The organism is Pseudomonas sp. SWRI154 (assembly GCF_014268645.1).
In the GTDB taxonomy this organism is placed as follows: domain Bacteria; phylum Pseudomonadota; class Gammaproteobacteria; order Pseudomonadales; family Pseudomonadaceae; genus Aquipseudomonas; species Aquipseudomonas marvdashtae.
Map to the genome: position 1 here is coordinate 304,886 of NZ_JABWQW010000003.1, position 12,984 is coordinate 317,869.

The 12,984-nt window shown below is 62.6% G+C and carries 9 protein-coding genes; 3 read left to right on the forward strand and 6 right to left on the reverse strand.

Going from position 1 to position 12,984, the window contains the following annotated elements:
- Positions 1-15: 15 nt before the first annotated feature.
- A complete protein-coding gene (locus tag HU806_RS04850) occupies positions 16-1,164 on the reverse strand; it encodes a MalY/PatB family protein (RefSeq protein WP_186610293.1) in 1,149 nt (382 codons plus the stop codon).
- Positions 1,165-1,331: 167 nt separating this feature from the next.
- Between HU806_RS04850 and HU806_RS04855 the strand changes: the two genes are divergently transcribed.
- The gene (locus tag HU806_RS04855; RefSeq protein ID WP_186610294.1) at positions 1,332-2,852 is read left to right on the forward strand and encodes a methyl-accepting chemotaxis protein; all 1,521 of its coding nucleotides are present in this window, start codon (positions 1,332-1,334) and stop codon (positions 2,850-2,852) included.
- Positions 2,853-2,939: 87 nt separating this feature from the next.
- Here the strand turns inward: HU806_RS04855 and HU806_RS04860 are convergent, their stop codons facing one another.
- Positions 2,940-5,180, reverse strand: a complete 2,241-nt coding sequence (locus tag HU806_RS04860; protein ID WP_186610295.1) for a xanthine dehydrogenase family protein molybdopterin-binding subunit — start codon at positions 5,178-5,180, stop codon at positions 2,940-2,942.
- A 13-nt stretch (positions 5,181-5,193) separates the two neighbouring features.
- Positions 5,194-5,667 carry a (2Fe-2S)-binding protein gene (locus tag HU806_RS04865; RefSeq protein WP_186610296.1) on the reverse strand — a complete coding sequence of 158 codons (474 nt, stop codon included), beginning with the start codon at positions 5,665-5,667 and terminating at the stop codon, positions 5,194-5,196.
- A gap of 265 nt (positions 5,668-5,932) precedes the next feature.
- Here HU806_RS04865 and HU806_RS04870 point away from each other — a divergent pair, with 265 nt between their 5' ends.
- Positions 5,933-6,868 carry an MBL fold metallo-hydrolase gene (locus HU806_RS04870; protein ID WP_186610297.1) on the forward strand — a complete coding sequence of 312 codons (936 nt, stop codon included), beginning with the start codon at positions 5,933-5,935 and terminating at the stop codon, positions 6,866-6,868.
- A gap of 511 nt (positions 6,869-7,379) precedes the next feature.
- Positions 7,380-10,085 carry a magnesium-translocating P-type ATPase gene (mgtA, locus tag HU806_RS04875; RefSeq protein ID WP_186610298.1) on the forward strand — a complete coding sequence of 902 codons (2,706 nt, stop codon included), beginning with the start codon at positions 7,380-7,382 and terminating at the stop codon, positions 10,083-10,085.
- 20 nt (positions 10,086-10,105) lie between these two features.
- Here mgtA and HU806_RS04880 read toward each other — a convergent pair whose 3' ends face one another.
- The 3 genes from HU806_RS04880 to HU806_RS04890 are packed head-to-tail and all read right to left on the reverse strand — an operon-like array spanning position 10,106 to position 12,955.
- Positions 10,106-11,491 (reverse strand): sensor histidine kinase, encoded by a 1,386-nt coding sequence (locus HU806_RS04880; protein WP_186610299.1) that lies wholly within the window; start codon positions 11,489-11,491, stop codon positions 10,106-10,108.
- Complete coding sequence (locus HU806_RS04885; RefSeq protein WP_186610300.1) at positions 11,460-12,146, reverse strand: response regulator transcription factor; 687 nt, start codon at positions 12,144-12,146, stop codon at positions 11,460-11,462. Before HU806_RS04885 ends, HU806_RS04880 begins: the two co-directional genes overlap by 32 nt.
- On the reverse strand, positions 12,146-12,955 hold the full coding sequence (locus HU806_RS04890; protein WP_238350114.1) for a MipA/OmpV family protein: 810 nt from the start codon (positions 12,953-12,955) through the stop codon (positions 12,146-12,148). The genes HU806_RS04885 and HU806_RS04890 overlap by 1 nt, the downstream gene beginning before the upstream one ends.
- Positions 12,956-12,984: the final 29 nt, after the last annotated feature.

A 12,984-nucleotide genomic window follows, 5' to 3' on the forward strand; every position in this document is an offset into this window, starting at 1 on the left:
CACGGGACGATCTGATCAGCCCCTGGCCTTGAGGCTGCGCTCCATCCGTGCGATTCCTTCTTCCAGCAGCCCCCGCGGGCAACCGAAGTTCAGGCGCACGAATTGTCCCGCGTCGTCAGCAAAATCCAGCCCGGCGCTCAGTCCAACCTTGGCATCCTTCAGGAAAAACCCTTGCGGATCGTCCAGCCCCAGCGCGGAGCAGTCCAGCCACGCCAGGTAAGTACCCTGGGGCACGGTCATGGTGATGCCCGGAAGGCGAGTCTTGACCGCCTCGACCAGATAATCGCGGTTGGCCTGCAAGTAGCCTTTCAACGCGTCGAGCCACGGGCCCGCTTCGCTGTAGGCGGCACGGGTCGCCTCGAGGCCCAGGGCGTTGACGCTGTCGACCATGCCGGCCCTGGCGCCGTTGACGCGCTCGCGCAGCTTGGCATTCTGGATGATCGCGAACGAAGTCTTCAGCCCTGCGATGTTGTAGGCCTTGCTGGCCGACATCAGCGTGATGGTCCGCTCGGCAATTTCCGGGCTGAGGGACGCGGTGGGGATGTGCACGCGGCCATCGAAGCACAGCTCGGCATGGATTTCATCGGAGATGATCCAGGCGTCCTGCTCCAGGCAGATGTCCGCCACGGCCTTGAGTTCTTCGCGCCCAAACACCTTGCCCAGCGGGTTGTGCGGGTTGCTCAGCAACAGCGCACCGCCGCCGCGCAAGGCGTCGCGCAGTTCGGCCAGGGGCGTATGGAACTCGCCATCGACCGGAGTGAACGCCAGCTCCACCTTGTTCAGGTGCCAATGGCCCGGCGCGTGACGCAGCGGGGGGTAGTTGGGCACCTGCACCACAACGTGCTGCTGCGGCTCGACCAGCGCGTGCAACGCCATGTTGAAGCCCGGCTCGACCCCCGGCAGGAACAGGATCTGCTGCGGCTCGACGCGCCAGGCGTATTTGCTCCACAGATCCGCCGCGATGGCGGCGCGCAGGTTGTCCTGGGCCACGCTGTAGCCGAGCATCGGGTGCTCAAGACGCTTGCGCAGCGCATCGATGACCACTGGCGGCGCGGCGAAATCCATATCGGCCACCCACATCGGCAATACCTCGGCTGGATAGCGGCTCCATTTGGTGCTGCCGGTGCCGTGGCGTTCGAACACCAGGTCGAAATCGAAAGTCATGGTGGTTCCATCAGTCAGGGATTCGGAATCGCGCCATCATAAAGCAAAGAAGCTGAACAAAAAGGTTGGTAGCTAATTGCCATTAATTGGTTGCAATGCGCTACAGTTTCGTCCCGAGACGTCGATACGCCGACGATGGACACCCGTTCATGACAAGGACAGCCCCGATGAAATCGCCCCTGCGCTTTAACGATCACTACCGCAAAGCCGATCGCATCATGCTCGGGCTGCTCTGGCTCACGCTCTTGTATTCGCTGGGCCTGGCATTTCTTCATTCGACCTTGACCCAGGCATTGCTGATCGGTGCACCGACGTGCCTGCTGGCCACGCTGCTCTACCGCGGCCTTGGCGGCACCCGTGCCATGCGCTGCATCATCGCCATGGCGCTGATGGTCATGGCGGCGCTGCACATCAACCAGACCCGCGGCGTGATCGAGTTCCACTTCGGCATCTTCGTGCTGCTGGCGGTGTTGACGTTCTATCGCGACTGGCTGCCGATCGTCGTGGCCGCCGCCACCATTGCCATCCACCATGTCGGTTTCCATTGGCTCCAGCATCTTGGATACCCGGTATTCGTGATGGATGCCCACGGTGGATGGACGATGATTTTCGTCCATGCCTTTTATGTCGTTGTCGAAAGCGTGATTCTGATCTACCTGGCGAACCAGAGCCTGGCCGATGCAACGGACAACCAGGACGTGCTCGACAAGGTGCTGGCCGCCGCTGCGCAGTTGAGCCGTGACCCCGGTACACAACGCAACCAGGGCGTGAAAGTCTCGTCCGGCGAGCGTTTCGACCATTTCCTCGAGCAAGTGACCCACCTGGTGGACGGCGTGGTGCGCGATACCCGTCAGCTATCGGACCTCGGCCAGGACTTGTCCCAGGTCGGCCAGACCCTGGAAAACGGTGCCCGGCACCAGTTGGACGAAGTGGCACAGATGAGCGGCGCGATCGGCCAGTTGATGCAGGCCATGGAAAATATTACCGGCCATGTCGGCCAGACGCTGCAACGCGCCGGACAGGCCAACGAGCAAGTCAACCGGGGGCGCACCACCGTTGACCAGACCCGCGAAGATATTCTCGAGTTGGCGGGGCGCATCAACCTGACCAATGAAACCGTGCAACTGCTGGCCGAGCAGGCGCAGCAGATCGGCCAGGTGCTGGACGTGATCAACAGCATCGCCGAGCAAACCAACCTGCTGGCCCTCAACGCCGCCATCGAGGCGGCCCGCGCCGGGGAGCAGGGGCGCGGATTTGCCGTGGTGGCCGACGAGGTCCGGACGCTGTCACAACGGACCTCGACATCCACCACGGAAATCCAGCAGATCATCGCCAAGCTGCAACAGGGCAGCCGCCAGGCCGCCATCGCCATGCAAGACAGTCGCGAAGGGGTCGAGCGTTGCGTGTCCGCCAGCCAGCAGGCCTCCCAGCTGCTGCATGCCGTCGTGGAAGACATCGCGGTGATCAACCATTTCAACGATCTGATCGCCAGCACGACCCAGCAACAGTCCGCGGCGTCAATGGGCATCAATGAGCGGCTGCAAACCGTGCAGGCCGTGGCCGAGCGCAACGCCGACAACATCGGCGTGCTGACCCGCAGCAGCCAATGCCTGCCGCCCTTGGCGGAGCGACTGGCGGCGCTGGGGCAGGCGTTTCATGGGACAGACGGGCAGCTTGGGCGAAAATAACGTCGATACAAATGTATCGCCCAAACGCCATTACCCAACGTGGCGAGGGAGCTTGCTCCCTCGCCACGGGTTGTCACTTGCTTGCGACTACGCCAGGTTGAACGGCAACTGCCGCAGCGGTTTCCCGGTCAGGCTCGCAATGGCGTTGGCAAATGCCGGGGCCAAGGCGGGCAGGCCGGGCTCGCCCATTCCGGTCGGCGGCTCTGCGCTGGGGACGATGTGGACCGCGATCTGCGGCATGTCGGTAATGCGCGGCACGCTGAAGTCGGCGAAATTGCTCTGTTGCACGACGCCATCCTTGAGCGTGATCGCGCCACCGGGCAAGCACATCGACAGGCCCATCAGGGCTGCGCCTTGTACCTGGGCCTCGACACTGCGCGGGTTGACCACCAGATTGCAGTGCACGCCCGCCGTCACGTTGTGCAGCACGGGACGACCATCCTGCACCGAGGCTTCCACCACGTAGGCCACCACCGAACTGAACGACTCGTGCACCGCCACGCCCCAGGCCTGGCCGGCCGGTAGCTGGCGTTTGCCGTACTCGCTCTTGTCCACCGCCAGTTGCAGCGCGGCGCGATGGCGGGGGTTCTGGTCGCCGAACAGCTTCATCCGGTATGCCACCGGGTCCTGTTTCGTCGTACGGGCGATTTCGTCAATCAGCGTCTCCATCACGAACGCAGTATGAGTAGAACCCACGCTGCGCCACCACAGCACCGGCACGTTGAGCTTGGGATGATGCACGGTCAGTCGCATTGGCAAGGGATATGGATCACGCATGCCTTCGGTCGCGGTGGGGTCGATGCCGTTCTTTATCTGCCCCGCGAACGGGGTGCCAACGAGGATGGACTGCCCGACCAGGGCGTGATCCCACGCCAACACCTTGCCGCTGTCATCGAAGCCGATGCGCGCGCGGTGCAGATGCATCGGACGGTAGTAGCCGCCCTTGATATCGTCCTCGCGGCTCCACAAGGTGCGGATTGGCGCATCAAGCCCAGCAGCGCGCGCGGCCTTGGCCACTTCACAAGCCTGCACTGCAAAATCATTGGTCGGCACGCCACGACGACCGAAACCGCCGCCCGCCGTCTGTACATGTACCTGGACTTGCTCGGGCTTGAGATTCAGCACCTTCGCCGCTGCCGCGGCGTCGCCGCCTGGGAACTGGGTGCCAACCCACAACTGGGCGCGGCCTTCGGATAGCTGAACGGTGCAGTTCAACGGCTCCATTGGGGCGTGGGCCAGGTAGGGGAATACAAACTCAGCCTCCAACCGATGTGGCGCCGAGGCGAGAGGTGTCATGTCGGCATCGAAATGGAGCGCGCCGGGTTGGCCGGCCAGCTCCCGGTACTGGGCCAGTTGTTTTTCCGTGTCGACTTTTTCGACTTTCGCCACGTCCCATTCGACCTTCAGCGCATCACGTGCAAGTTTCGCCTGCCAGTAACCGTCGGCGACCACGGCAACGCCTTCGGCTCCGCCGTCCAGCGGCACGCGCAGCACGGCTTTCACGCCTTTGGTTGCGCGCGCGGCGCTGTCGTCCAGCGACGCGATCCTGGCACCGAACACCGGCGGGCGAGCGACCACGGCAGTCAGTTGTCCCGGCAGATGCACGTCGATGCCGAAATCCTGCTGGCCGCTGCTCTTGACCTTGGCATCGAGGCGGGTCGTGGCCTGGCCGATGATGCGGAAATCCTTGGGATCCTTGAGCGTGACTTTCTCCGGCACGGGCATCGCCATGGCGGCTTCGGCCAGCTCGCCGTAGGTCGCCTTGCGGCCGCCAGGGCCCAGCACCGTGCCGTTTTGCGTGGTCAAGCTCGCGACGTCGACATTCCAGCGCGCGGCTGCGGCGGCGAGCAACATGGCGCGCGCGCGGGCGCCCAGTTCGCGGTACTGGGTGTAGCTGTTCTTGATCGAATTGGAGCCGCCGGTGAGGTGGATGCCAAACGCCGGGTCCATGTAGGCCGCATCGTTGCTGCCGTTGCGCGTGCGCACCAGGTTCCAGTCGGCGTCGAGTTCTTCGGCGAGGATCATTGGCAAGCCAGTCTGCACACCCTGGCCGAACTCCAGGCGATTGATCGTCACGGTGACTTCGCCGTTGGGCGCGATCTGTACGAAGGCCGAAGGTTGCTGAGTGGGCTTGAGCGGTCCTTCGCTCGCGCCATTGGCCTGTTGCGCCAAGGCGAGGTGCGGGAACGCGCCCAAGGCCAGGCCGCCGATGCCGACGATCTTGAGAAAGCTGCGCCGGGGCAGGGTGGCTAGGCCTTCAGTCCCGTCGCGATCAAGCAGGTGTTGCAGCGCGCGCGGCAGCTCATTTGGAAAAATCTCGTTCAGCATGGGCTAGCTCCTGTCAGGCGAGGGCTTTGGCGGCATCGGCCACTGCGGCGCGGATGCGGGCGTAAGTGCCGCAGCGGCAGATATTGCCGGCCATGGCCGAATCGATCTCGGCCGGCGTAGGTTGCTTGCCCTTGGGCTGGGCCTTGAGGAACGCGGTGGCGCTCATGATCTGGCCGCTCTGGCAGTAACCGCATTGCGCCACGTCGTGCTTGACCCAGGCCTCATGCACGGCGCTGCCCACCGGGTCGCTGCCATCGGTCGCCGCTTCAATGGTGGTGATCTTCTTGCCAACCGCCGCGGCGATCGGCGTCACGCAGGACCGAATGGCCTGGCCGTCCAGGTGAACGGTGCAGGCGCCACACAAGGCCGCACCGCAGCCGAATTTGGTACCGGTCATGCCGAGCGTGTCGCGCAAGGCCCAAAGAATCGGGGTACCGGGGTCTACGTCTACCGTGTGCTCACGGCCATTGATATTGAGGGCGCTCATTGTCGGACCAGCTCCAGAAGGTTTGGCACCGATTACTATAGAAAGCATCGGCTGGGATAGCTTGCACGATCCGGTCCGATGATTGCCCAATCTTGCAAAAACGCCGGTCCTTTCGTTTGGAATGACCAAGCCAAGGTGTCGGCGCGCTATACGCACGTACGATACCGAGCGCGGCGCAGGGCGATGCACACTCGTTATCCAGGCGATTCGTTGTTCTGGTGTTTCGGAAAACGCTTTCGCCCCACCTGACGACGGGAGAGCAATCATGACGATGCATCTGCAAAACACTGCGCAAACGGACCCGGCACCCCGGGGGCAAACAGCAATAGAGGAATTGGTTCCTTCGCGCTACGCACTCAAGGTCGGTGACATTGATGTGCTGGTTGTCAGTGATGGCGTGCTACCGCTGCCGACCACGACGATGTCCACCAACGCCGACCCGGCCTCCCGCAAAGCCTGGTTCAAGGACATGTACCTGGGCCCGGACGCGTTCGATTGGGCGTTGAACGTCCTGGTGGTGCGCAGCGGCGAACAAACGGTGCTGGTCGATGCCGGGCTGGGCGGCCAGTTTCCCGGCTTTCCGCGGGCCGGGCAATTCCCCAAGCGATTGGAGGCTGCCGGGATTGAGCTGTCGTCCATCACCGACGTGGTGATCACCCACATGCACATGGACCATATAGGCGGGCTGCTCGTCGATGACGTGAAGAACCGCTTGCGTCCCGACGTGCGGATCCACGTTTGCGCGACCGAGGTCGAGTTCTGGGCAGAGCCCGACTTTTCGCGCACGGCCATGCCTTCGCCGGTGCCGGACGTCCTGCGTGCAACCGCCCAGCAGTTTATGGAAGCCTACCGCGACAAACTGCACCCCTTTGATCGGGAGCGCGAAGTGGCGACCGGGGTTGTCGTCAAATGCACCGGCGGCCATACCCCCGGGCACAGCGTAGTCTACGTAAGATCTGGCAATGAAAAGTTGACGTTTGCCGGCGACGCGCTGTTTCCGGTGGCTTTCGATCATCCCGACTGGCACAACGGTTTTGAACACGACCCTGAAGAGTCAGTTCGTGTTCGTGTGCGTCTGCTTCAAGAGGCTGCGGCGAGCGGTGAGCTGTTAGTGGCAACCCATCTGCCGTTTCCCTCCGTGGGCCGGGTGGCAGTCGATGGTGACGCTTTTCGCTGGATAGCAGGGTTCTGGGATTATTGATAATAGGCTGGGCCTGGGCGCCAGGGGCCGCGCACAGGAGCGCTCGGCCAGCTGAGCGCTCCTGATGCTCTCCTGCCGCAATGCCTTGCCTGAACCGTCCCTGAACAAGTTTGTTATTTCCCCTGCGCAGCCCTTTCCGGCGATTTACTCGCCTCGTATCCCAGGCGTAAGCTTCGCGCGTTTTCATCAATAGCGGAGACCCTCAGTGGGTACTTGTTCGAGTGACAGTTGTCGGCCGGTCTCGGTAACCGGCATTTACTTGGCAAGGTAACGCGCATTCTTCCGATGCCGTTATCTCGCCAAAAAGCGAGCAGCGACATCCCGGCAGCGGCCAGTCCTGGCTGTGCCCCGATCCTCTCTCAACGACGCTGACCAGCACCCGATTTACCTCGGGATGCTACGGACACGCCTGCCTTCTCGGTGGGCGGGCCAGGCTGACTGCGCCTTTTTATCGGGCGCGGTGCAAGACGGCCGTATCTGCACGCAGGTTTCCTCGCGCAGGAGTCACACCATGAGCCTCACCCTGTTGAAAGAGTTCTTCGCCGGTTTCCTGCGGACCCGGCACATTGCCCGGCATTTCCGCCGCCTGGCAATGCTGGAGAGCGTGGCGGACGCCAGCGTCAGTCGCGAAGTGCCGTCGGCCCTGGCGCAAACCCTGGCGAGGGCGGCCAACAGCGGCACCGTGCAGTTGCTGGGTGCGCTGGGCAGTCACGTCGACGGATTGAACGCCCGGGAGGCCGACGCGCTGCGTATGCAGTACGGCCTCAATGAAGTTGAGCACGAGCAACCGCTGCCGTGGTGGACGCACGTGTGGCATTGCTACAAGAACCCCTTCAATCTGCTGCTGACGTTACTGGCGGTAATCTCCTGGCTGACCGAAGACATGAAGGCCGCCACGGTGATTTTCGCCATGGTTGTGCTCTCGACGCTGTTGCGCTTCTGGCAGGAGGCAAAGTCGAACAAGGCTGCTGACGCCTTGCAAGCCATGGTGAGCAACACCGCCACGGTGCTGCGTCGTGATGAAGCCAGGCGAGCCGAGTTGCCCATCAAGCAGCTGGTGCCGGGCGACCTGATCGTGTTGTCGGCCGGGGACATGATCCCGGCCGACTGCCGGGTGCTCAGCGCCAAGGACCTGTTTGTCAGCCAGGCGGCCATGACCGGCGAATCGATGCCGGTGGAGAAATTCCCCCGTCAGCAGGACACCACGACCCGCAATCCGCTGGACCTGGAAAATATCCTGTTCATGGGGACCAACGTGGTTTCTGGCGCGGCCACCGCGGTGATCCTGACCACGGGCAACCGCACCTATTTCGGCGCCCTGGCCCAGCGGGCCAGCGCTACGGATCGGGCGCCAACCTCGTTCCAGCAGGGCGTCAACAAGGTCAGCTGGCTGTTGATCCGTTTCATGTTCGTGATGGCGCCACTGGTGTTGTTCATCAATGGCTTTACCAAAGGCGATTGGACCGAAGCGCTGCTGTTCGCCTTGTCGATTGCGGTGGGCCTGACCCCGGAAATGCTGCCGATGATCGTCACTTCGACCCTGGCCAAGGGCGCGGTTTTCCTGTCCCGCAAGAAAGTCATCGTCAAGCGCCTGGACGCGATCCAGAACTTCGGCGCCATGGACGTGTTGTGCACCGACAAGACCGGCACCTTGACCCAGGACCGGATATTTTTGGCGCGGCATGTCGACGTCTGGGGTGAAGAATCCGATGACGTACTGGAAATGGCCTACCTCAACAGCTACCACCAGACCGGTTTGAAAAACCTGCTGGACGTGGCGGTGCTGGAACATGTGGAGGTTCACCGCGCGCTGAAGGTCGGCACCGCATTTCGCAAGGTCGATGAGATCCCCTTCGACTTCGAGCGTCGGCGCATGTCGGTGGTGGTGGCCGAGCTGGAACAGCCTCATCTGCTGATCTGCAAAGGTGCGGTGGAAGAGATCCTGTCGGTGTGCGACAGCGTGCGCCATGGCGACGTCAATGATGCCTTGACCCCGGAACTGCTGGCACGGATCCGCCAGGTCACTGCCGCGCTCAACGAAGAAGGCTTGCGGGTGGTGGCGGTGGCCGCGCAGCCGATGGCGCCCGGCCGCGAGATCTACAGCCTGACGGATGAGCGCAATCTGACGTTGATCGGCTACGTAGCCTTCCTCGACCCGCCAAAGGAAAGCACGGCTCCGGCCCTCAAGGCATTGAAGGCCCATGGCGTGACGGTCAAGGTGCTGACCGGCGATAACGAGTTGGTCACCGCGAAGATCTGCCGCGAGGTCGGGCTGGAACAACAGGGCCTGCTGGTGGGCAACGACATCGAGGGCATGAGCGACGCCGAATTGAGCCAAGCGGTGGAAACCACGAACGTCTTTGCCAGGCTGACGCCTTCCCACAAAGAACGCATCGTGCGCCGGCTCAAGGCCAACGGCCATGTGGTCGGCTTCATGGGCGACGGTATCAATGATGCGCCAGCGCTGCGCACGGCCGATATCGGTATCTCGGTGGACAGCGCGGTCGACATCGCCAAGGAGGCGGCGGACATCATTCTCCTGGAAAAGAGCCTGATGGTCCTGGAGGAGGGCGTGCTCGAAGGCCGGCGTACGTTCGCCAATATGCTCAAGTACATCAAGATGACCGCCAGCTCCAACTTCGGCAACGTGTTCTCGGTGCTGGTCGCTAGCGCCTTCATCCCGTTCCTGCCGATGTTGCCAATGCATCTGCTGATCCAGAACCTGCTCTACGACCTCTCCCAGATCGCCATTCCTTTCGATAATGTCGACGCGCAGATGCTGAGCAAACCGCAACGCTGGGAACCCGCCGAGATTGGGCGCTTCATGCTGTTCTTTGGACCGATCAGCTCGATTTTCGACATCACCACGTTCGCCTTGATGTGGTACGTCTTCGGCGCCAACACTGCGGGCCATCAAACGCTGTTCCAATCCGGCTGGTTCGTGGTGGGGCTGCTGACGCAAACGCTGATCGTGCACATGATCCGCACGCCGAGAGTTCCGTTCCTGCAAAGCCGTGCGGCCATGCCGCTGATGGTGATGACGGGGCTGATCATGGCCGTGGGCATCTTCCTGCCGATGGGGCCCTGGGCGCATTACTTCAAGTTGCAGGCATTGCCATCACTGTACTTCGTGTTCTTGCCAGTGATCTTGCTGGCGTACATGGCGCTGACGCAGGCGGTGAAAGGTTTTTATATCCGCAGGTTTGGTTGGCAGTGAGCAAACCTGAGCGCATGCGCTCAGGCGGGTTGCTCAGGGGCGGGCCGGGACAGACAAAACAACAACCCCGGCTCGGCCCTGCGCGCGACGAGTGTCCATCCGTGGGCCTGGGCGATTTCCTGGCAGATCGTCAGGCCCAATCCCGCGCCGTGGTCGCGTCGATGAGCGCCGCGCCAGAAACGGGTGAATATCTGCGCCAGTTGGCCTTGTTCGACCCCGGGGCCCCAATCGCGCAGGGTCAACGTATCTGCGCTCAGCTCAACGCGTATTTCGGTTTCGGCAGGGGCGTGCTGGATGGCGTTTTCCAGAAGGTTTTTCAGCAGGGTGAAAAGGGCGCTGCGGTCGGCCTGCCAGGACGCCGGCGCATCAACCTGGCCCGCCAGGACGACGCGCACGTGCGCCGCGTCGGCCATGCGTTGCAGATAATGGGCGGCTTCCCGGGCAACCTCCATGACATCCACTGCGGCGAAGCTGTAGTTGTGCGCTTCGCTCGTCTCGGCCAGCAGCAACAGTTGCTGGACCTGGCGGGTCATGTGCCGGGCATCGTCGAGCAACGAGTCGCGGCCCTTGCTGGGCTCCATCAATTCGATCTGGGCGCGGATCAACGCCAGGGGGGTCTTGAGCTCGTGTGCCGCGGTCGCCAGGAATTCCTGCTGGACGCGGTAGCCGTGCGCCAGGCGCTCAAGCGCACTGTTGAAACTGGTCACCAGCGGCGCCACCTCGGACGGCACGGTCTTGACCTCCAGCCGCGAGTGCAAGGAGCGCGGGGAAATGGCCGCCGCTGATTCCGAGACCTCCCGCAAGGGCTTGAGCGCGTAGCCCAATGTGAAATAGGCGCAGGCGCCGAAGACGAAAAGCAACACCAGGCTGAACAGGACGATACCGGCGCCCATGAACGGCCAGGCGAACCCTTCATGCAGCAGTTCCATCAGCCGCTCGCTGGCGGCGAATTGCAGATACCAGATCTTGCCGTCATGTTCCAGCGGGGCGGTGGCGGCGTACATCAGGATGCCTTCTCGCTCGAATTTGAACCGCGATTGCTTCGTCGGATGCTCCGTTGCAGCGGACGACCAGAACGCCGCGTCAGTGGACGTCTGGACAACGTTTGCGTCCGAATCCAGGACGCGGTAGCCGATTTCGTCCCCCAGGCTCTTGAAGGTCCAGACCCGGTCACCCTCACTGTTGTCGAACCCGGTGGGCCGGCCGGTGGCGTCGAACAGCAGCTTGCCGGACAGTTCATGGGTGCGCTCGGCGACGTCGGTACTCAGCAGGATATCGCTCCTGGAAGTGACCAGTGCGAACACGCCGAGGGCAATCAGCAAAATGCTCAATCCCACGCCCGCAACGTAGGCGAGCAGTACCTGGAAGCTGATGCTATTGCGCCAAGCCGTCCTGACGAAGGGCATAACCCAGGCCTCTCAAATTGACTATGCGTTGATCGGAACCGATCGCCAGCAGCTTTCGGCGGATACGATGCAGGGCCACGTCCAGGGCGTTCGGCGTCACGGCTTCGCTCAGGCCCCACGCGGCCGCCTCGATGGCGCTGCGACGGACGATTTCGCCGGGTTTGCGCAGCAGCAACAGCATGATCTGCATTTCCGCAGGCGCCAGCGGCACGCTACCTTCGGTGCTGCACATGATGCCCATGTCGGGTTGCACGCTGAGGTCGCCGTGGGCGGGTGCCAATGGCCGGTGTTCCGCCGGGCGACGCAGCAATGCCCGTACGCGGGCAACCATTTCGTCCATGGCGAACGGCTTGGGCAAATAATCATCCGCCCCGGCGTCGAGACCTTCGACCCGATCATGCAGCGCGTCCCGCGCCGTCAGGACCAGGCACGGCAGGCCCAGCCCGGCGGTGCGCAAACGCTGCAGCAGGACCAGCCCATCGCCGTCCGGCAAGCCCCGATCGAGGATCAGCGCCTGGTAAGGCACCTGCTGGATGGCCGCCCACGCAGCATCGATGCGGCTGATGACGTCGACGGCGATCCCGGCGCTCGACAAGCCTTTGCTCACCAGGTGCGCCAGGCGTTCATGGTCCTCGACCAGCAGAATGCGGCTCATCAGAAACGGTACAAGTAGCCGAACAGCGCGCTGTTCTCGGTTGATCGGTCCACCAGCGGGCTGTCCTTGATTTCATCGGACAGGCGCGTCGCCTTTAGGTCCAGGAATACGGAGTGATGATCATCGAACATATAATTTCCACGAACGCCGAATTCGGTATTGATACCGGACTTCGCATCATAGGCCGCCCGATCGGCGCGAGCTTCACTTTCGCGAACGCCGAAGTAGTAGTCGACGTATTTATCGTCCTGCCATAGGGCCGCCAGGCGTGGCGTGAGCATGATGTGCTCGCCAATTTTCCAGGACCTTTCCAGTCCCAGGGCAAAGCGCTGGCCCTTGCTGTTGCCTGATACGTCGGCCAGCCACTCGGCGCTGACATCGGCCACCTCGTTGCGCCATTTCACCTTGGCGCCTGCCCAGAAACCACCGTCGCGGTCACTCATGCCATCGAGAATCCGCGCGTCATCGTCGTCATAGCCGCTGAAGTCGTACTCGCCGACGATGCTGAATTCAAGCTGTTGGGTCTCGCTGAGGTCCAGGCCCGGCAACTTGATTTCGGCGGTAGGGCCGAATACCCGCACATATTCATTTTCAAAGTAGATCAGCGGCAGGACTTCGCTGTCCCGGTCGATGCCCTTGTACGGCTGCTGGCTGCTGACCGCACCCACGCCAAGCCCCCATTGGGAACCTTCCGGCTCGTCGGCGCTGGCGGCCATTGACACGCACAACCCCAGCACAAACACAGAGGTGGCCGCAGTCAGCCGTGTCGCGATTGAATTTTTTGAGGTGGGCAAGGGCATGGAACGCATGACGGTCTCCAGATCAATAGGATGAAAGC

Bases quoted from the DNA above. Each gene is read 5' to 3' on its own strand.
- HU806_RS04850 (WP_186610293.1), bottom strand. From the start codon at position 1,164: ATGACTTTCGATTTCGACCTGGTGTTCGAACGCCACGGCACCGGCAGC.
- HU806_RS04855 (WP_186610294.1), top strand. From the start codon at position 1,332: ATGAAATCGCCCCTGCGCTTTAACGATCACTACCGCAAAGCCGATCGC.
- HU806_RS04860 (WP_186610295.1), bottom strand. From the start codon at position 5,180: ATGCTGAACGAGATTTTTCCAAATGAGCTGCCGCGCGCGCTGCAACAC.
- HU806_RS04865 (WP_186610296.1), bottom strand. From the start codon at position 5,667: ATGAGCGCCCTCAATATCAATGGCCGTGAGCACACGGTAGACGTAGAC.
- HU806_RS04870 (WP_186610297.1), top strand. From the start codon at position 5,933: ATGACGATGCATCTGCAAAACACTGCGCAAACGGACCCGGCACCCCGG.
- mgtA (WP_186610298.1), top strand. From the start codon at position 7,380: ATGAGCCTCACCCTGTTGAAAGAGTTCTTCGCCGGTTTCCTGCGGACC.
- HU806_RS04880 (WP_186610299.1), bottom strand. From the start codon at position 11,491: ATGCCCTTCGTCAGGACGGCTTGGCGCAATAGCATCAGCTTCCAGGTA.
- HU806_RS04885 (WP_186610300.1), bottom strand. From the start codon at position 12,146: ATGAGCCGCATTCTGCTGGTCGAGGACCATGAACGCCTGGCGCACCTG.
- HU806_RS04890 (WP_238350114.1), bottom strand. From the start codon at position 12,955: ATGCGTTCCATGCCCTTGCCCACCTCAAAAAATTCAATCGCGACACGG.